13 protein-coding genes and 1 tRNA gene are annotated in these 20,246 nt (G+C 69.4%); 13 read left to right on the top strand and 1 reads right to left on the bottom strand.

Going from position 1 to position 20,246, the window contains the following annotated elements; translation table 11 throughout:
- Positions 1-170 precede the first annotated feature (170 nt).
- The 5 genes from NHG27_RS15095 (at position 171) to rplA (ending at position 2,953) form a co-directional block, all read left to right on the top strand.
- A tRNA-Trp gene (locus NHG27_RS15095) sits at positions 171-243 on the top strand.
- A 105-nt stretch (positions 244-348) separates the two neighbouring features.
- The gene (secE, locus tag NHG27_RS15090; protein ID WP_193718665.1) at positions 349-624 is read left to right on the top strand and encodes a preprotein translocase subunit SecE; all 276 of its coding nucleotides are present in this window, start codon (positions 349-351) and stop codon (positions 622-624) included.
- A 119-nt stretch (positions 625-743) separates the two neighbouring features.
- Positions 744-1,580 carry a transcription termination/antitermination protein NusG gene (gene nusG, locus NHG27_RS15085; RefSeq protein ID WP_193718666.1) on the top strand — a complete coding sequence of 279 codons (837 nt, stop codon included), beginning with the start codon at positions 744-746 and terminating at the stop codon, positions 1,578-1,580.
- 73 nt (positions 1,581-1,653) lie between these two features.
- The gene (gene rplK / locus NHG27_RS15080) at positions 1,654-2,085 is read left to right on the top strand and encodes a 50S ribosomal protein L11 (protein ID WP_193718667.1); all 432 of its coding nucleotides are present in this window, start codon (positions 1,654-1,656) and stop codon (positions 2,083-2,085) included.
- A 151-nt stretch (positions 2,086-2,236) separates the two neighbouring features.
- Entirely contained in the window at positions 2,237-2,953 is a 717-nt protein-coding gene (gene rplA, locus NHG27_RS15075) for a 50S ribosomal protein L1 (RefSeq protein ID WP_138825567.1), read from the top strand.
- 207 nt (positions 2,954-3,160) lie between these two features.
- Here rplA and NHG27_RS15070 read toward each other — a convergent pair whose 3' ends face one another.
- On the bottom strand, positions 3,161-4,483 hold the full coding sequence (locus NHG27_RS15070; protein WP_497016838.1) for a glycosyl hydrolase family 18 protein: 1,323 nt from the start codon (positions 4,481-4,483) through the stop codon (positions 3,161-3,163).
- A gap of 479 nt (positions 4,484-4,962) precedes the next feature.
- Between NHG27_RS15070 and NHG27_RS15065 the strand changes: the two genes are divergently transcribed.
- From NHG27_RS15065 to NHG27_RS15030, 8 genes are all read left to right on the top strand, one after another.
- The gene (locus NHG27_RS15065) at positions 4,963-5,607 is read left to right on the top strand and encodes an RNA polymerase sigma factor (RefSeq protein WP_193718669.1); all 645 of its coding nucleotides are present in this window, start codon (positions 4,963-4,965) and stop codon (positions 5,605-5,607) included.
- The gene (locus tag NHG27_RS15060; protein ID WP_193718670.1) at positions 5,604-6,101 is read left to right on the top strand and encodes a carboxypeptidase-like regulatory domain-containing protein; all 498 of its coding nucleotides are present in this window, start codon (positions 5,604-5,606) and stop codon (positions 6,099-6,101) included. Before NHG27_RS15065 ends, NHG27_RS15060 begins: the two co-directional genes overlap by 4 nt.
- Positions 6,102-6,318: 217 nt before the next feature.
- Positions 6,319-8,196 (top strand): S8/S53 family peptidase, encoded by a 1,878-nt coding sequence (locus NHG27_RS15055; RefSeq protein WP_497016837.1) that lies wholly within the window; start codon positions 6,319-6,321, stop codon positions 8,194-8,196.
- A gap of 99 nt (positions 8,197-8,295) precedes the next feature.
- Complete coding sequence (locus NHG27_RS15050) at positions 8,296-10,860, top strand: CHAT domain-containing protein (RefSeq protein WP_497016836.1); 2,565 nt, start codon at positions 8,296-8,298, stop codon at positions 10,858-10,860.
- Positions 10,861-11,157: 297 nt separating this feature from the next.
- Positions 11,158-11,685, top strand: a complete 528-nt coding sequence (gene rplJ, locus NHG27_RS15045; RefSeq protein ID WP_193718673.1) for a 50S ribosomal protein L10 — start codon at positions 11,158-11,160, stop codon at positions 11,683-11,685.
- Between the two features lie 108 nt (positions 11,686-11,793).
- Positions 11,794-12,177 (top strand): 50S ribosomal protein L7/L12, encoded by a 384-nt coding sequence (rplL, locus tag NHG27_RS15040; RefSeq protein WP_030151946.1) that lies wholly within the window; start codon positions 11,794-11,796, stop codon positions 12,175-12,177.
- 474 nt (positions 12,178-12,651) lie between these two features.
- On the top strand, positions 12,652-16,176 hold the full coding sequence (rpoB, locus tag NHG27_RS15035) for a DNA-directed RNA polymerase subunit beta (protein ID WP_193718674.1): 3,525 nt from the start codon (positions 12,652-12,654) through the stop codon (positions 16,174-16,176).
- A 126-nt stretch (positions 16,177-16,302) separates the two neighbouring features.
- Positions 16,303-20,172: a DNA-directed RNA polymerase subunit beta' gene (locus tag NHG27_RS15030; RefSeq protein ID WP_193718675.1), complete on the top strand. Its 3,870-nt coding sequence runs from the start codon at positions 16,303-16,305 to the stop codon at positions 20,170-20,172.
- Positions 20,173-20,246 lie beyond the last annotated feature (74 nt).

The following is a 20,246-nucleotide window of genomic DNA, read 5'->3' as shown; positions in this document are numbered from 1 at the left end:
GTGTGACAGGCCGTGGGGTCGCGAAGGGGCTGGTCGGATCGCCGTCCGGGACCGCTGAGGGGTCGAGTTCGACCACGGCGCTCCGGTCGCGTACAGTATTCCTTCGGTGGCAGGTGTCCACCCGATGTTCTCTGCCTTCACGGAGGGTCGTGGGGTGGTGTCCATCACGAAGGGCAGTGGCGCAATTGGTAGCGCAGCGGTCTCCAAAACCGCAGGTTGCAGGTTCGAGCCCTGTCTGCCCTGCAAGGCGTCACCCCTCCCGGGGTGTGCGCGTAGTCCGGTAACGGGTTACACCACGAGAGGTCCAGCATCGGTTTCGGTTTCAACGTCACGTAGTGGGGATGAACAGTGAGCGAATCGCCATCAGAGGCGTTGGGTGCTGAAGGCGTGCGCGCCGGCGGTGACAAGAAGAAGGGCGACGCGAAGAAGGGCAACATCTTCTCGCGCATCGCGCTCTTCGTCCGCCAGGTCATCGCGGAGCTCAAGAAGGTCGTCACCCCCACCCGTTCCGAGCTGATCACCTACACCACCGTCGTCCTGGTCTTCGTGGCCGTGGTCATGGCGTTCGTGACGGTGCTCGACTACGGGATCGGCCAGGCCGTCCTGTGGGTCTTCGGAGGCTGATCCCCGGAGGGCGCCCCGTGCCGCGAGGATCTCGCGGCGCCGGAGGAGTTCGCGCCCGGAGCGTACGGACCGGTCCCGTCAGTTGCATGTTCGCGTAGTCAAGGAAAGCAGGTTCGTTCGTGTCCCAGGAGTCGCTGGACCAGGCGGAGAACGTCGATCCCACCGAGCCCGTCGCCGAAGGCGCCGAGGCCGAGCTCGACGCGCCTGAGGCTGCCATCGACGAGGTCGACGCAGAGGCGCAGGACGCCCCGGACGCCGAGGCAGAGGAGTCGGCCGAGGCCGACGACGAGCAGCCCGCCGACGACGAGCCCTCTGACGACGAGCCCCGTGTCGACGAGGACGGCGACGTCCTCGAGGACCTCGACCCGCTCGAGGAGTTCAAGAAGGACCTGCGCACCAAGCCGGGCGACTGGTTCGTCATCCACTCCTACGCGGGCTACGAGAACCGTGTGAAGGCCAACCTGGAGAACCGCATCCAGAGCCTGAACATGGAGGACTACATCTTCCAGATCGAAGTCCCCATGGAAGAGGTCGCGGAGATCAAGAACGCGCAGAAGAAGATCGTGCGTCGCGTCCGCATCCCCGGCTACGTCCTGGTGCGCATGGACCTGACCGACGAGTCGTGGGGCGCCGTGCGCCACACGCCCGGCGTCACGGGCTTCGTGGGTCACACCCACCAGCCGGTGCCGCTGACGCTCGACGAGGTCTTCTCGATGCTCGCCCCGACGATCGAGCCCAAGGCCGAGGCGGGCAAGCCCGCCCAGTCCGCCAAGGCGCCGTTCGAGGTCGATTTCCAGGTCGGCGAGTCGGTCACCGTCACGGACGGCCCGTTCGACACCCTGCCCGCGACGATCTCCGAGATCAACGCCGAGGGCCAGAAGCTCAAGGTCCTCGTCTCCATCTTCGGCCGGGAGACCCCGGTCGAGCTGTCGTTCAGCCAGGTCGCCAAGATCTGACGCTGCTCGGCAGCACCTGCAACCGGGTCATCGCCCACGGCGTCGGCCCAGACACAGAAAGCACGGAACACTCATGCCTCCCAAGAAGAAGGTCTCTGGGCTGATCAAGCTCCAGATCCAGGCCGGTGCTGCAACTCCCGCCCCGCCGATCGGCCCCGCGCTCGGTCAGCACGGCGTCAACATCATGGAGTTCTGCAAGGCCTACAACGCGGCGACCGAGTCGCAGCGTGGCAACGTCGTCCCCGTGGAGATCACGGTCTACGAGGACCGTTCCTTCACCTTCATCACCAAGACGCCGCCGGCTGCCGAGCTCATCAAGAAGGCTGCGGGCGTCGACAAGGGATCGCCCACGCCGCACACGGTCAAGGTCGCGAAGCTGACCTCGGCGCAGGTGCGCGAGATCGCTCAGACCAAGCTCGAGGACCTCAACGCGAACGACCTCGACGCCGCGGCGCTCATCATCGCGGGCACCGCCCGTTCGATGGGCATCACCGTCGAGGGCTGAGCACCACCCTCGGACCGGTCCTGACCGGTCCTCCGGTCGGCCTCTGGGCCGACCAGTCATGATTCATCAGGTCCCGGCGGGCTCGCCCGCCGGGACAGTGGCAGGGTCCGCGCGGACCCGTAGACCACGACTGCTCGAGAAGGAGAAGCAGATGGCAACGCGCAGCAAGGCGTACCGCGCCGCAGCGGAGAAGATCGACCGCGACGAGCTCTACACCCCGCTCCAGGCTGTTCGCCTGGCGAAGGAGACCTCGCCCACCAAGTACGACGCGACCGTCGAGGTCGCGTTCCGCCTCGGTGTCGACCCCCGCAAGGCGGACCAGATGGTCCGTGGCACGGTCAACCTCCCCCACGGCACGGGCAAGACCGCCCGCGTCCTGGTCTTCGCGAACGGCGAGAAGGCGGAGCAGGCCCGTGCGGCCGGCGCCGACATCGTCGGTGGCGACGAGCTCATCGAGAAGGTGGCCGCAGGCTTCACGGACTTCGACTCCGCGGTCGCGACGCCGGACCTCATGGGCAAGGTCGGTCGCCTCGGTAAGGTCCTCGGCCCCCGTGGTCTGATGCCGAACCCGAAGACCGGCACCGTCACGATGGACGTCGCGAAGGCCGTCGAGGACATCAAGGGCGGAAAGATCGAGTTCCGCGTCGACAAGCACGCGAACCTCCACTTCATCATCGGCAAGGTCTCGTTCGACGAGAAGGCGCTCGTGGAGAACTACGCCGCAGCGATCGAAGAGGTCCTGCGTCTGAAGCCGTCCTCCTCGAAGGGCCGCTACATCATCAAGGCGACGCTCTCGACCACGATGGGCCCCGGCATCCCGCTGGACCAGTCCAAGGTCTCGAAGCTCCTCGAGGACGACGCGGCCTGATCGCCTCGTTCTCCAGCCCGACGGCGCCTCTCCCCTTCTCGGGGAGGGGCGCCGTCGTCGTCGGCGCACCGACGCACCGGTGAGCGTGCTTCGTGCACGGTGCCGGTGGGAAGCGCCGAGCCCCTCGGTTCTCGGCACCCTGGGCGGAGCCGAGAGCCGCGCGGCTCGTGGCGTGCGCGGCGAGCGGGGCCGCCGGGTGGGGGAGGCTCAGCAGGCGCCGAGGTCCTTCCACACGCCCCAGTCGCTCGTGACGGGGGCGTCGCCGCGCGTCCACCACTTCGCCTGCCACGTGCGCCCGTTGTGGGAGACGGTGTTGCCACCGGTGTAGGTCGTGGTCGCGCTCCAGGGCGCCGCGGAGCAGGTGCCGCCGGTCGTGCCGCCGGTCGTGCCGCCCGTGGTGCCGCCGGTCGTGCCGCCCGTGGTGCCGCCGGTCGTGCCGCCGGTCGTGCCGCCGGTCGTGCCGCCCGTGGTGCCGCCGGTCCCGGTGCCGAGGCGTGCACCGACCTGCGTCGCGAGCGCGTAGTTGTTCTTCTTGTCCCAGTTGATCGACCACGTCATGACGCCGCCGATCTTGCCGTACGGCGTCGCGGGCTTGAACGCGCCGCAGCCCGTCCCCGTCTCGAGGCAGTCGACAGCCTTGATGACGTTGGCGATCGGCTGGTAGCCGCCGCCGGCCGCGGCCTGGACCGCAGGGACGCCGATGCCGACCTGGTCGGGGCGCAGGCCCATCTCGAGCTGGATGCAGGAGAGCGCGGTCAGGAAGTCGACGCTGCCCTGGCTGTACACCTGCTGGTTGCAGCCCATCATCGCGCCCGAGTTGTAGTACTGGGTGTTGACGATCGTCAGGATGTCCTTGATCGCGAGCGTGAGCTGGTAGTAGCCCATCGAGGTGGCCTGGTAGTCGATGGTCTGCGGTGCCATCGCGATGATGAGGTTCGGTCCGGCCTTGGCCGAGAGCTGGTGCAGAGCGCTCGACATGTACGTGGCGTTGATGCCGTGCTCGAGGTCGATGTCGACGCCGTCGAACCCGTACTCCTGCATGAGGGCGTACGCGGTGTCCGCGAAGTTCTTCGCCTCGGTCGCGTTGGAGACGATCACGTTCCCCTTCTCGCCGCCCACCGACAGGATGACCTTGCGGCCCTGGGCGCGGATCGCGGCGATGTCGGCCTTGAACTGGGGCACGGTGTACCCGTTCAGCTCGGCGCTCGACAGGTTGAACGTGATGCCGCCGGGGGTGCCGGTCAGGTTGTCGGCGAACGCGACCGCGACGAGGTTGTAGGCGGGCGGGATGTCGCTGAGCGGCATGACGACCGAGCCGTTGTTGAAGTTGTGCCAGTAGCCCGTGAGCCACTGGTGGCCCGGGGCGGCCGCAGCGGCGACGGTCGTGGCCGCGGCGGCGGGCTGCGGCGCGGCCTGGGCGCTCGTTCCTGCGAGTGCGAGCCCCCCGAGGGCGACGGTCGCGGCGGTCAGTGCCGCGAGCAGGCGGGCCGGACGGCGGGAGCCGTCGGCAGGGTGGCGATGAGTACTCACGTGGTGCTCCTCTAGCAAGGGGTCCGGGACGTCGTCGTCTCACCGGGACCGTCGGAGTGGACCGATCAAGGTCGGCCATGGCGACGCTACGTGACGCGGGTCACGCCTGTGATGAGGGGTTTCACCATTTCTCCGGGCGTCGAGGCTACGGGGATCCCCCTACGCGACCCGTACCCGTAGTGGCCGTCCTGGGCCGCAGCACGGCGCGGTGGCGGGGGTGTCGAGCGGATCGTGGCGACGCGGAGGGGCCTCGCTCGAGAAGAACTTCTCGAGGGTGTATCAAACCTCGCGGCCAGCCCTCTCTCCCGGCAGGAAAGGGGCCGGTGCACCGTCGGCCCGCCGGATCGAGCGTGCGGGAGCACGGGGTGAAGGGAGGTGCCGGAATGGTGGAAATGCTTGTCCCACCAGGACAGACGCCCCTAGACTCGGGTACCCCCGAAGTTCCCGCGCGCGACCGAGAGCAAACGGCGTACCCAGCCATGACACGGATCACCGAGGACGTCCCGGAAGTCGACGAGCCGGAGGTGAGCCTCGGTGACAGGGGCGCAGCCGCCCTGCTGGACTACAGGGACGGGAAGCCCCAGGCCCTGGCCGACTTCGTGAAGGAAGCCACGCCGCTGCTGTGGCACACGGTGAGGGCTCAGGGGGTGGACCGGGAGCATGCGGACGACGTCGTCCAGAACACCTGGATGGCCCTCGTGCGCAACGCCCACACGATCCAGGAGCCGCACGCGATCCTCAAGTGGCTCCTCGTGACCGCCAAGCGGGGCGCCTGGGAGGCAGTGCGCAAGCACAGGGACGACAACAAGCGCCGGACCGAGCTTCCGGACGACGTCCTCGACGGCCCGGCGGGCGCCCTGCCCTCGCCGGATCCCACACCGGAGAACCAGGTTCTCGTGATGGAGCGGGACCGCCAGCTCTGGCGTGCGGTCCTGCGGCTGCCCGACCGCTGCCAGCAGCTGCTCCGGTTGATCTCGTTGGCCGACAGACCCGACTACAAGTACATCTCGAGCGCCATCGGCATGCCGGTCGGCAGCATCGGGTCCAACCGTGGGCGGTGCTTGGCAAAGCTCCGCGACATCATCGAGAGCGAGCAGGGGGACAGGACATGGGAAACGCCATGAACACACCGTTGGGGTACAGCCCCGGGGAACCGCTGGACGTCGTCGACCTCGAGATCCTCGCGGACATCGCGCGGATCCAGGTGGCGCTGGATCCTGTTCCCGTCGGGCTCGTCGAGCGCTCGCTGTTCGCGATCACGCTGGCCGGTCTCGAGGCCGAGGTCATGGAGCTCGAGTACGTGCGGATCCCGGAGATGTCGGTCCGGGGCGAGGCTCCTCCGGTCGAGGCGCGGACCATCACGTTCACGTCGGACTCCGTGACGGTCATGATCTCCCTCTCGCCCACCGAGGGGGGCCGGGTGCGGATCGACGGCTGGGCCGCTCCGGCCGCGGAGCTCCTCGTGAGCCTGCACCGCCCGGGCGGGGTGAGCGAGACCAGGAGCGACGACGACGGCCGTTTCGTGTTCGACGCGGTCGACCCTGGTCCTGCCAGCTTCGTCGTGCAGCCCACCGGGTCGTCCGAGCGCGCCGTCAGCACCCCGGTCATCGAGCTCTGACCGACCCTCACCGCAGCCGCCCGACCACGGGCGGCTGATCGTCATCACTTTGCAGCCGCCCGACCACGGGCGGCTGAACGTCATCACTTTGCAGCCGACCGACCACGGGCGGCTGATCGACGACCCGTGACCACCCGTCCTGAGGTACCCGTGTCCCACGCACAGGGCAGTGCGTCCGACGGCGGCGGTCCGGTCGGCACAACTCGAGGAGGAGCACGTGAGCAACAGCTCGACCGAGAGCGGCAACGCTCGACGATCGTGGCACGGAGACACCCCGGCGCGCCTGCAGTGGCGGACCCGGGAGCTCGACCCTGTCACGGCCCGCCGGACCGGGCGGGAGGCGTCACCTCAGCCGACCTGGTACGTCGGAGACCGCCTCCTGGTCAACGCGGCGGCACCGGAGAAGGGCGAGCCCGACCCGCGGTGGCTCCGACGGCTCCGTCGGGCGGCCGCGCGCCATCATCTGGCGGTCGAGATCGAGCAGGAGACGTACGAGGACCTCGAGCTCGTCGAGCGTGCGGTCGGGGCCGGGCTGGATCCCGCGGTCGGGGACGAGCTGCGCTCGGTCTTCGGCACGACGATCGTGCTGGCGCCGCAGGACAACGGGGCCCTGCCTGACGGCTGGGACGTCGTCTGCCTCCTGCGGGACGCGGGGATCGATCTCGACCGCGACGACGACGATGACGATGACGACGACGAGGACGGCAGCAAGGCCGCGGCGCGCAGCGAGCCGCTGCCCGCGGGCGCCTTCGTCTCGCTCGACCACGTGATCGTGCCGGGCGCGATCGGTGGCCAGCCGATGTCCCAGCCGTGGGACTTCACGGACTCGCAGCCGTTCGTCCAGGGCATGCCCAAGACCGCGGGACACCCCAAGACCGCGGGGCACCCCAAGACGGCGGGGCACCCCAAGACCGCAGGGCACCCGTTCGCCGGGATGGACGAGTACGCGGTCGCGGGTTCCGGTGGGCGCCAGCCCGTCGCCTGGGTCGGTGCCGCCCCGTGGCGGTCGATCCGTGGTGGCGACTCGGTCTTCACCGGTCCCGAGGGGCAGCGGCGTCCGGTCGTGGCACTCATGGACACCGGGGTCGGGAAGCACCCGTGGTGGAACCCGGAGGTCGTCGAGGGCAACGAGCCGCTGGCCGACAACGAGCAGATCGTGCTGCGTGACCCCCAGGTCGTGGGCGTGCCGGTCGGCCTGTGCCCCGACCCCGAGTTCGCGTACCAGGACCCCGAGCACGGTGGGGTCTCGATCTACCCGCTCACGGGCCCGCTCGACCCGGTCGCGGGGCACGGGACGTTCATGGCCGGGCTCGTGCACCAGCTGTGCCCGGACGCCGTGATCCTCGCCCCCCGGGTCTACGGGGGGTCGGGGATCATCCCCGAGCGCGACCTCCTGCGTTCGCTCCGGCGCATGCTCCTGTGGCACGTGCTCGGCCTGAGCGGCGTCGCGGGGTACGCGCCTGTCGACGTCGCGGTCCTGTCGCTGGGCTACTACCACGAGCGGCCCGAGGACGCGGACTTCGACGCCCCGCTCGGCACCGTGCTCAGCGCGCTGCGACGCTTCGGGGTGCTCGTCGTGGCGTCGAGCGGCAACGACGGACAGGTGCGCGAGACGTTCCCGGCGGCCTTCGCCCCGCGCATCGACCGCCGGACGAAGCCCCCGACCCTCCTGGCCGGCCAGCGGCTGAGCTGGGACGAGCCGCCCCTCATCGCGGTCGGCTCGAAGAACCCCGACGGCACGACGTCCCTGTTCAGCAACGACGGCACGTGGGTGACCTGCCTACGCACAGGGGCCGGCCTCGTGAGCACCGCTCCGGTGACCATGGACGGGGTCATCGCGCCGTCCATGCACATGAAGGAGCTCTTCTCGGAGGGCTTCCGGGCGACGATCGACCCGGAGGGCTTCCAGGGCGGGTTCGCCGTCTGGAGCGGGACGTCGTTCGCCGCCCCGGTCCTCGCGGGGGAGCTCGCGGCCTCGTTGCTCAAGGCGGGCATGCCTGGAACGACCCCTCCGACACCGCACGGTGCCCCCGACCGCTGCCGCGAGCTGTGGCCCGTGGTGCACGGAGCGACGGGGCTTCTGCCGGTCGACTGAGGACGCGACCACCGGCATCTTCGTGCCCGGTGGGCCGTCGCTACCCCTGGCGACGGCCCACCGGGCACGGTTCTGCGCGCCGTTGGATACCGTGTCCCTGTGAGCGACCTGGGTGATCGAGCGGCCTCCGTCTACGTCCGCGCCCGGAACCTGGACGACGCAGGCCGTTTCGCGGAGGCGCTCGACACCTACGAGGCCACGATCTCCATGCTCGGCGAGCCGCTCGCCCTGCGCGAGGAGGAGAGCGAGCTCGGTCCGCTGTGGGCGCGCGCGACCCTGGGGGCCGCCCGGTGCGGGTACGAGGCGACGGGGGATCTTCGAGCCGCCCTGGACCGGCTCGACGGTGCGGAGACCTGGTGCAGGAGCGCGGGTCTCGACGTCGAGCTGCTCGCCGTCCAGGGCCAGCGGGGTCTCCTGCTGCTCCGCTCGGGTGACGTGGCCGCCGCGCTCGCCGAGCTGGACCGGGCCGCTCCCGACCTGTCGGCCGTCGTCTCCCGGGACTCCGCGGTGCTCCTGCTGAACAGGGGAGCCCTGCACCTCGAGACGGGATCGGTCGACGAGGCGCGGCGAGACCTCGGTGCGTCGGTCGAGCACGCCCGAGCGGTCGGGGACATCTCGATCGAGGCCAAGGGGCGTCACAACCTCGGGTACGCCGAGTACCTGCACGGCGACCTGCCTCTGGCCCTGCGCCTCATGGACGAGGCCGGCGCCCTGGACCCCAGCGACGACGACGCCGTCGGCCTGCTCGACCGTTCCGTGGTCCTGCAGGAGGCCGGGCTGGTGACGGAGGCGGCCGCGGCGCTCGAGCAGGCGACGTCGATCCTGGTGCAGCGGGGCGCTCTGGCGGACCTCGCCAGGGTGCGGTTCGACAGCGCCCGGTGCCTGCTCCAGCTGCGGCAGACCGAGCGTGCGGCGGAGCTTGCCCACGAGGCCAAGCAGGCGTTCGTCGAGCAGTCCAACGCCGTCTGGGCGTTGCGCAGCGAGCTCGTGCGCCAGGAGGCGCTGCTCGCGGGGCTGACGGGAGACGCGCAGCCCGATGAGTTCCGCAGCGTGGCCACGAGCGCGGGCGAGATCGCGCGTCAGGCGCACGGGGTCCCGCCCGTCCTCGTCGCGGTCCCTGCCCGGGTGCTGCAGGCCGAGGCGTCCGTGCGCGCGGGCGACGTGGACCTCGCCCGGGAGGCCCTGGAAGCCCTTCCGGCGTCCCCGCGGTCGTGGAGCCTGTCGGTACGGATCCAGCGCGAGGCGGTGCGTGCGCTGGTCGCGTTCGGCGACGGCGACCGTCGGCGTGGCCTTGCGGCGATCCGTCGCGGGCAGGACGTCCTGACCTCGCACCGCTCGCGCCTCGGTTCGGTCGACGTCGTCACGGCGTCGGCCGTCCACGGGGTGCGGCTCGGCATCGTCGACGTCGACGCGGCCTTCCGCACCGGACGGGCGAGCGCAGTCTTCGACGCGGTCGAGCGGGGACGTGCCGCGTTCGCGGGTACCGGTCGCGTGCGGCCTGCGGCAGACCCCGTGCTCGCCGACCTGCTCGTCGCGGCGCGCCAGGAGGTCGAGTCCGCGCGCGCGCTGGGGACGACCGCCGAGTCCCAGGTGCTCGAGCAGCGTCAGCGCCACCTGGGGGCGGCGCGCCGGTTCCAGGAGGAGGCCCGCAGGCGGACGTGGCAGCAGAGCGGCGGTGACGAGCGAAGGGCTCGCTCGGCGAGCGAGCGGTCCGTGCGGCGCGCCCTCGCGGGGGCGCTCCCGGGGGCGACGGTCGCCAACATCGTGATCTTCGAGGGGCACGTGTCCGCCGTGAAGCTCTCCCGTGACGGTTCGGAGCTCCTCCGCCTGGCGCCCCTCGAGGACGTGGCGGAGCTCGTCCGGCGAGCGAGGGCGGACTTCTCGGTCCTGTCGAACGCCCTGATCCCGGTGCCGATGCGTGCGGCCGCGACGTCGTCGTTGCGCAAGGTGCTGACGCGGCTCGACGACGCGCTCCTGGCCCCGCTGCAGGCGTCGGGGGACCTGCACGTCGCGGCCCGGGACCTGCTGCTCGCCGTCCCGTGGACGGCGCTCCCGTCGCGCCGGGGACTGCGCACCTGGGTCAACTCCTGGGTCGACCTCCAGCGGTCCGCGGAGACGACGCGTCCGAGCGGCGTCGTCGTGGTCGCGGGGCCGGGGCTGCGGGCGGCGGTCGACGAGGTGGAGCGCGTCGCGTCGGTGTGGGGCGGTGCCACCGTCCTCGTGGGGGAGCGGGCGACGTGCAGGAACGTCGTGGACGGGCTCGACGGCGCGGGCGTCATCCACCTGGCGGCGCACGGGACGCACGAGACGGACAACCCGCTCTTCTCGTCGTTGCGGCTCGCGGACGGCCCCCTCTTCGCCCACGAGCTCGACGGGATCGACCTGCGGGGCGCCGTGGTCGTGCTGTCGGCGTGCGAGGTCGGCCTGTCCTCGGTCCGCGTCGGCGGTGAGGCGCTGGGCCTGGCGAGCGTCCTGGTCAGGCTCGGGGCCCGGGCGGTCATCGCGAGCGTCGCGCCGCTGCGGGACGACGTCGCCGCGCGGATCATGCCCGCGCTGCACGCGGAGCTGCACCGGGGAGCGCCCCCGGGCGTGGCGCTGGCCCGGGCGGTCAGCACCGAGGACGAGCCCGTGCCGCTGGTGTGCTTCGGTCCGCTCGTCGCCTGAGCCGGTCGGGGCGAGGGGGCCCAGGGCCGGATTTGGTCCACGCGCCCGCGTCGCGTAACCTGTTCCAGTACCCAAGACCGCCGGTCGTACCGTCCTGCCCGCTGACTCGTCAGCTGCAGTCCGGACCGAAGTCCCGCAGAAGTGCGGAGGCCAGCGCAGGTGAGAGTTCACGGAGCGGGCGAGAGCCTGCACTTCGAGCCCCGCGCCTGCGCGGGGCTCTTCTCGTCTCCGCAGGACCTCACCCCCCAGGGCCCCCGCCCTGCGGAGACCGGTGGCACCACCACCGGAAGGATTGCCATGGCGAGGCCGGACAAGGCAGCCGCAGTCGCAGAGCTCACGGAGAACTTCCGCGAGTCGAACGCGGCCGTGCTGACCGAGTACCGCGGGCTCACCGTCGCGCAGCTCAAGCAGCTGCGTCGGTCGCTCAGCGGCAACGCAACCTACGCCGTGGTGAAGAACACGCTGACCGCCATCGCGGCCAAGGAAGCCGGCATCGAGATCGACGCCGACTTCAAGGGCCCCTCGGCCATCGCCTTCGTGACCGGTGACCCGGTCGAGGCGGCCAAGGGCCTGCGTGACTTCGCCAAGGCGAACCCCGCACTGGTCATCAAGGGCGGTGTCCTCGACGGGCGCTCCCTGACCGCTGCGGAGATCACCAAGCTCGCGGACCTCGAGTCCCGCGAGGTCCTGCTGGCCAAGCTGGCCGGCGCGTTCAAGCAGCCGCTCTTCCAGGCGGCATACCTGTTCAACGCGCCCGCTTCGCAGGCCGTTCGCACCATCGATGCCCTGCGCCTCAAGCAGGAATCGGAGAGCGCTGCCGCCTGATCCTCTTCTGAGGATCGCGCAGCACGCACACACCCCCTCTGCTTCCAGCAGGGCTCTGTGGATCGTTGACAGGGCCGCTGCCGAGCACCAACCGAAAGGACCGCCATCATGGCGAAGCTCAGCACCGAAGAGCTCATCGAGCAGTTCAAGGGCCTCTCCCTCATCGAGCTCTCCGAGTTCGTGAAGGCGTTCGAGGACGCTTTCGAGGTCACCGCGGCCGCTCCGGCCGCCGTCGCCGTTGCAGGCCCCGCGGCCGCTGCCGCCGAGGAGGTCGAGGAGAAGACGGAGTTCGACGTCATCCTCGAGGCTGCCGGCGACAAGAAGATCCAGGTCATCAAGGAGGTGCGTGCCCTCACGAGCCTCGGCCTGAAGGAGGCCAAGGACCTCGTTGACGGCGCCCCCAAGCCCGTCCTGGAGAACGTCGCCAAGGACGCTGCTGACAAGGCCAAGGCTGCCCTCGAGGGCGCCGGCGCAACCGTCACCGTCAAGTGATCACTGCCCTTCGGGGCGGTATCGCATGACAGGTCGCCTCGCGCGACCTGACAGGTAGCACAGGCGACGAGGCCCGCATCCCTCCGGGGGTGCGGGCCTCTCGTCGCCTCTTCGTCTCCCGGCCCGACGCCGGAGCCCGCCTTCCGCGTGAAGGCGACCGGCGCCGTCGGGCAGGGAGTTTCTTCGTGTTCTTGGGCGGCATATGGCGGCCACCGAGAAGATGTCCTCACCGGCCTGGTGGGGGAGTGCAGCGGCGTGACGACGGCCTTGACAGGCCGCGATTTCGCGCGGCTGGACACGCTTGACTGGGCCGGGTATGCTAGCGCTTTGCGCTCGCGTGTGCCCTCGGCACCCTCTGACTGCCCGAACCGTCTCCGGTGTGCGTCCATCGTGCACCACGGCAGCCTCAGGGGGAAGAGGTCCTCCAGCCACGCAGCGTACAGCGTGCAATCGATCTGCAGGGAAGGACCCCTCTTGGCTGCCTCGCGCACCCCTTCTGCTCCGTCCGCCGACGCTATCGCGAACCGCACCGCTTCCCGGCGCGTATCTTTCGCCAAGATCTACGAGCCTCTCGAGGTGCCCGACCTGCTCGGGCTCCAGACCGAGAGCTTCGACTGGCTGCTGGGCAACCCGGCGTGGCGCGCACGCGTCGACGCCGCGGCCGCTGCCGGTCGCCAGGACGTCCCCGCGACGTCGGGTCTCGAGGAGATCTTCGAGGAGATCTCCCCGATCGAGGACTTCGGCTCCTCCATGTCTCTCTCCTTCTCCAACCACCGCTTCGAGCCCCCGAAGTACTCGGCCGAGGAGTGCAAGGAGAAGGACTTCACCTTCGCCGCGCCGCTCTTCGTCACCGCGGAGTTCGTGAACTACAACACCGGTGAGATCAAGAGCCAGACGGTCTTCATGGGCGACTTCCCGCTCATGACCGCACGCGGCACCTTCATCATCAACGGCACCGAGCGCGTCGTCGTCTCGCAGCTCGTCCGTTCGCCCGGTGTGTACTTCGAGCGCCAGGCCGACAAGACCAGCGACAAGGACATCTACTCCGCGAAGATCATCCCGTCGCGCGGTGCGTGGCTGGAGTTCGAGATCGACAAGCGCGACGCCGTGGGCGTCCGTGTCGACCGCAAGCGCAAGCAGTCCGTCACGGTGCTGCTCAAGGCCCTGGGCCTGACCGAGTCGCAGATCCGCGAGGAGTTCGCCGACTTCCCGTCCGTGCTGGACACCCTCGAGAAGGACCACGTCCACACCGAGGAAGAGGCGCTCGTCGACCTCTACCGCAAGATCCGTCCGGGCGAGCCGCCCACGGTCGAGGCCGGCCGCTCGCTCCTCGAGAACTTCTACTTCAACCCCAAGCGCTACGACTTCGCGAAGGTCGGCCGCTACAAGGCGAACAAGAAGCTCGGCGTCGACGCCCCCCTCGGTGACTCCACGCTGTCCGTCACGGACATCGTCGCGACGATCAAGTACCTCGCCGCGCTCCACGCCGAGGTCACCACGCTGCCGGGCACCCGCAACGGCGAGCCCGTCGAGATCCGCGTCGAGACCGACGACATCGACCACTTCGGCAACCGTCGCATCCGCGCCGTGGGCGAGCTCATCCAGAACCAGGTCCGCACGGGCCTGTCCCGCATGGAGCGCGTCGTGCGCGAGCGCATGACGACCCAGGACGTCGAGGCGATCACGCCGCAGACCCTGATCAACATCCGCCCCGTGGTGGCGTCGATCAAGGAGTTCTTCGGCACCTCGCAGCTCTCGCAGTTCATGGACCAGAACAACCCGCTCGCCGGCCTGACGCACAAGCGTCGTCTGTCCGCGCTGGGCCCGGGTGGTCTGTCCCGTGACCGCGCCGGCATGGAGGTCCGCGACGTCCACCCGTCGCACTACGGCCGCATGTGCCCCATCGAGACCCCTGAGGGCCCGAACATCGGTCTGATCGGCTCGCTGGCCTCCTACGGGCGCATCAACCCGTTCGGGTTCATCGAGACGCCGTACCGCAAGGTCGAGAACGGCAAGGTCTCGGACGAGGTCGTCTACCTGACGGCCGACGACGAGGACCGTTACGTCATCGCCCAGGCGAACACCGAGCTCAACCCCGACGGCTCGTTCCGTGCCGAGCGCGTCCTGGTCCGCACCAAGGGTGGCGAGACGGCCGACGTCCTCGGCACCGAGGTCGACTACATGGACGTCTCGCCGCGCCAGATGGTGTCGGTCGCGACCGCCCTCATCCCGTTCCTCGAGCACGACGACGCGAACCGCGCACTCATGGGTGCCAACATGCAGCGTCAGGCCGTGCCCCTGGTCCGGTCCGAGGCCCCGCTCGTGGGCACCGGCATGGAGCGTCGTGCAGCCATCGACGCCGGTGACGTCATCGTGGCCACCAAGCCTGGTGTCGTCACGGAGGTCTCCGCGGACCTGATCGTCGTCGCGAACGACGACGGGACCACGACGAGCTACCGCGCGGCGAAGTTCCGCCGCTCGAACCAGGGCACGTCGTACAACCAGCGCGTCGTCGTCGACGAGGGCGCACGCGTCGAGGTCGGCTCCGTGCTGGCCGACGGCCCCGCGACCGACGAGGGCGAGCTCTCGCTCGGCCGCAACCTGCTCGTCGCGTTCATGTCCTGGGAGGGCCACAACTACGAGGACGCGATCATCCTGTCGCAGCGCCTCGTGCAGGACGACGTCCTGTCCTCGATCCACATCGAGGAGCACGAGGTCGACGCCCGCGACACGAAGCTCGGCCCCGAGGAGATCACGCGGGACATCCCGAACGTCTCCGAGGACGTCCTGGCGGACCTCGACGAGCGCGGAGTCATCCGCATCGGTGCAGAGGTCGGCGCGGGCGACGTGCTCGTCGGCAAGGTCACGCCCAAGGGTGAGACCGAGCTGACCCCGGAGGAGCGCCTCCTGCGCGCCATCTTCGGCGAGAAGGCGCGCGAGGTCCGCGACACGTCGCTCAAGGTCCCCCACGGCGAGTCCGGCACGGTGATCGGCGTCCGCGAGTTCAACCGCGAGGACGGCGACGAGCTGCCCGCCGGCGTGAACCAGCTGGTCCGCGTGTACATCGCGCAGCGACGCAAGATCACGGACGGCGACAAGCTCGCCGGCCGTCACGGCAACAAGGGCGTCATCTCGAAGATCCTCCCGGTCGAGGACATGCCCTTCCTCGAGGACGGCACCCCCGTGGACGTCATCCTCAACCCGCTCGGTGTCCCCGGTCGTATGAACGTCGGCCAGGTCCTGGAGACCCACCTCGGGTGGGTCGCGAAGCAGGGCTGGGACATCTCGCAGACCGACGGCGCAGCCGGCGAGGGCGACCTGTCCTGGAAGGAGCACGTCCCCGCGGTCGCTGCGTCTTCCGAGCCCGGCCGCCCCGTGGCGACCCCGGTCTTCGACGGACTCGAGGAGGAGGCCCTCACGGGTCTGCTCTCCACGACGCTCCCCAACCGTGACGGCAACCGCATGGTCGGCCGCGACGGCAAGGCACGTCTGTTCGACGGCCGCTCCGGCGAGCCGTTCCCGGAGCCGGTCTCCGTGGGCTACATGTACATCCTGAAGCTCCACCACCTGGTGGACGACAAGATCCACGCCCGCTCGACCGGTCCGTACTCGATGATCACGCAGCAGCCGCTGGGTGGTAAGGCGCAGTTCGGTGGACAGCGTTTCGGCGAGATGGAGGTGTGGGCGCTCGAGGCTTACGGCGCGGCGTACACCCTCCAGGAGCTGCTGACGATCAAGTCCGACGACGTCCCGGGCCGTGTCAAGGTCTACGAGGCGATCGTCAAGGGCGAGAACATCCCCGACTCGGGCATCCCGGAGTCCTTCAAGGTCCTCCTGAAGGAGATGCAGTCGCTGTGCCTGAACGTCGAGGTGCTCTCGAGCGACGGTGTCTCCATCGAGATGCGTGAGTCCGACGACGACGTGTACCGCGCTGCCGAGGAGCTCGGCATCGACCTGTCGCGTCGCCCCAACGCAGCATCCACGATCGACGAGATCTGATCTCGGAAGCGGTGGGGACGTCCCTGACGGATCGTCCCCACCGCCACCCGACACTCTGTAGCACCTCCACCGCGCCGGCCGGGACGAACCCCGGACAGGCCGGCAGACGAAGGAAGTAGGACCACCTTGCTCGACGTCAATGTCTTCGACGAGCTGCGTATCGGACTGGCCACGGCAGACGACATCCGTGACTGGTCTCACGGCGAGGTCAAGAAGCCTGAGACCATCAACTACCGCACCCTCAAGCCCGAGAAGGACGGACTCTTCTGCGAGAAGATCTTCGGCCCCACCCGGGACTGGGAGTGCTACTGCGGCAAGTACAAGCGCGTGCGCTTCAAGGGCATCATCTGTGAGCGCTGCGGCGTCGAGGTGACGCGCTCGAAGGTGCGCCGTGAGCGCATGGGCCACATCGAGCTCGCCGCCCCTGTCACGCACATCTGGTTCTTCAAGGGTGTGCCCTCCCGCCTCGGTTACCTCCTCGACCTGGCGCCGAAGGACCTCGAGAAGGTCATCTACTTCGCCGCCTACATGATCACGTCGGTCGACGTCGAGGGCCGTCAGGAAGACCTCCCCAACCTCCAGAACGAGATCGACCTGGAGAAGAAGGAGATCACGGACCGTCGCGACAACGACATCAACACCCGTGCCCAGAAGCTCGAGGCCGACCTGGCCGCGCTCGAGGCCGAGGGTGCTCGTGCCGACGCCCGCCGCAAGGTCCGGGACTCGGCCGAGCGCGAGATGGCGTCGATCCGCAAGCGGGCCGACGCCGAGCTCGACCGCCTGGACCAGGTCTGGGACCGCTTCAAGAACCTCAAGGTCGCCGACCTCGAGGGCGACGAGATGCTGTACCGCGCCCTCCAGGACCGCTACGGCAACTACTTCGAGGGCTCGATGGGCGCCGCGGCGATCCAGAAGCGCCTCCAGGACTTCGACCTGGTCGCCGAGGCCGAGCTGCTGCGCGAGATCATCCGCAGCGGCAAGGGCCAGAAGAAGACCCGTGCGCTCAAGCGCCTCAAGGTCGTCAACGCGTTCCTGACCACCACCAACTCGCCCACGGGCATGGTGCTGGACGCCGTCCCGGTCATCCCGCCGGACCTGCGCCCCATGGTGCAGCTCGACGGTGGCCGCTTCGCGACCTCGGACCTGAACGACCTGTACCGCCGCGTGATCAACCGGAACAACCGCCTCAAGCGTCTTCTGGACCTGGGCGCGCCGGAGATCATCGTCAACAACGAGAAGCGCATGCTGCAGGAAGCTGTGGACTCGCTCTTCGACAACGGCCGTCGTGGTCGCCCGGTCACGGGCCCCGGCAACCGTCCGCTGAAGTCGATCTCCGACATGCTCAAGGGCAAGCAGGGTCGTTTCCGTCAGAACCTGCTCGGCAAGCGTGTCGACTACTCGGGCCGTTCGGTCATCGTGGTCGGCCCGCAGCTCAAGCTGCACCAGTGCGGTCTGCCCAAGCAGATGGCCCTCGAGCTCTTCAAGCCGTTCGTGATGAAGCGCCTCGTGGACCTGAACCACGCGCAGAACATCAAGAGCGCCAAGCGCATGGTCGAGCGTGCCCGCCCGGTCGTGTGGGACGTCCTCGAAGAGGTCATCACCGAGCACCCCGTGCTGCTCAACCGTGCACCCACGCTGCACCGCCTGGGCATCCAGGCCTTCGAGCCCCAGCTGGTCGAGGGCAAGGCGATCCACCTGCACCCGCTCGTGTGTGCTGCGTTCAACGCGGACTTCGACGGTGACCAGATGGCCGTGCACCTGCCCCTGTCCGCCGAGGCCCAGGCCGAGGCGCGCATCCTCATGCTCTCGAGCAACAACATCCTGAAGCCGTCGGACGGCCGTCCGGTGACCATGCCCTCGCAGGACATGATCATCGGTCTGTACCACCTGACGAACGACAAGAAGGATGCCAAGGGTGCGGGGCGTGCGTTCAGCTCGGTCGCCGAGGCCATCATGGCCTTCGACGCCGGTTCGCTGGACCTGAACGCCGAGGTCAGCATCCGCATGGACGGGCTGGTCTTCGCCGAGGGCGAGGCCCCTGAGGGCTTCGTCCCGGGCGAGCCGTTCGTCTTCGCCACGACGCTCGGCCGCGCGCTGTTCAACGAGACGCTGCCCGTCAGCTACGGCTACGTGAACGGTGTCGTCGACAAGAAGAAGCTGTCGACGATCGTCAACGAGCTCGCCGAGACCTACCCCAAGGTCGAGGTCGCTGCCTCGCTCGACGCGCTCAAGGAGGCCGGTTTCCGCTGGGCCACCCGTTCGGGCGTCACCATCGCCATCTCGGACGTCGCGACCCCTGCGGAGAAGGCGACCATCCTGGAGGAGCACGAGGCTCGTGCCCTGAAGGTGCAGCAGGAGTACGACCGCGGTCTGATCACCGACGACGAGCGCCGCCAGGAGCTCATCGAGATCTGGACGCAGGCCACCGACAAGGTCGCGACCGCGATGCGGGCGAGCTTCCCGGAGCGCAACACCGTCTACACGATGGTCGGCTCGGGTGCTCGTGGTAACTGGATGCAGGTCCGTCAGATCGCCGGTATGCGCGGTCTCGTGGCGAACCCGAAGGGTGAGATCATCCCTCGCCCGATCAAGTCCAACTACCGCGAGGGCCTCTCGGTCCTCGAGTACTTCATCGCGACGCACGGTGCCCGCAAGGGCCTCGCCGACACCGCTCTGCGTACGGCCGACTCGGGTTACCTGACCCGTCGTCTGGTCGACGTGTCGCAGGACGTCATCGTCCGCGAGGAGGACTGCGGCACCGAGCGCGGCCTGACGCTGCCCGTGGGCGAGAAGATCGGCGACCGTCTGGTCCGTCACGACAAGGTCGAGACGAGCATCTACTCGCGCACGCTGGCCTCCGACGTGGAGGACGCGGACGGCAACGTCATCGCGAAGGCGGGGGAGGACGCCGGTGACCTGGTCATCGACGCTCTGCTCGCTGCCGGGATCGACACGGTCAAGGTCCGCTCGGTCCTGACCTGCGAGTCCCGTGTCGGCACGTGCGCCAAGTGCTACGGCCGTTCGCTGGCCACGGGCAAGCTCGTCGACATCGGCGAGGCCGTGGGCATCATCGCGGCCCAGTCGATCGGTGAGCCCGGCACGCAGCTGACGATGCGTACCTTCCACACCGGTGGTGTGGCCTCCGCGGACGACATCACGCAGGGTCTGCCCCGTGTGACCGAGCTCTTCGAGGCACGCACCCCCAAGGGTGAGGGCCCCATCGCGGAGTTCTCGGGTCGCATCACGATCGACGAGGCGGAGCGTACGCGCCGCATCGTCCTGACCCCCGACGACGGCTCCGAGGAGCTGGCCTACCCGGTGACGAAGCGTTCGCGCCTCCTCGTCAGCGACGGCGACCACGTCGAGGTCGGTACCCAGCTCGTCCAGGGTGCCGTCGACCCGAAGAAGGTCCTGCGCATCCTCGGCCCTCGCGCCACCCAGAAGCACCTGGTGGACGAGGTCCAGGAGGTCTACCGCTCCCAGGGCGTGGACATCCACGACAAGCACATCGAGGTCATCGTGCGGCAGATGCTGCGTCGCGTGACCGTGCTGGACTCGGGCGACTCGCAGCTCCTCCCGGGCGAGCTCGCGGAGCGTGGGCGTTTCGAGGACGCGAACCGTCGCGCGGTGTCGGAGGGTGGCCAGCCGGCCTCCGGCCGTCCCGAGCTGATGGGCATCACGAAGGCGTCGCTCGCGACGGACTCGTGGCTGTCGGCGGCCTCCTTCCAGGAGACGACGCGCGTCCTGACCGAGGCTGCGATGAGCGGTCGTCGTGACCCGCTCCTCGGCCTCAAGGAGAACGTCATCCTCGGTAAGCTCATCCCGGCCGGTACGGGTCTGCCCCGCTACCGCAACGTCGAGGTCGAGCCCACCGAGCAGGCCAAGACGGAGCTCTACCCGAGCTTCGGCTACGACGAGATCGACTTCCAGGGGCTCGGCATGGGCTCCGGCGAGGCGATCCCGCTCGAGGACCTGGACTTCGGCGACTACCGCTGACCCTGACGGCGTGACCCGGCGACCCTGCGTCGTCGGGTCGCGTCCGTCCAGGTAGCACAGGGGGTGGTCGCGGT

It is taken from the genome of Oerskovia sp. 140933, assembly GCF_059651515.1.
The sequence above is the reverse complement of the archived record's forward strand: the minus strand, read 5'-3'. Positions and strand labels throughout refer to the sequence as shown.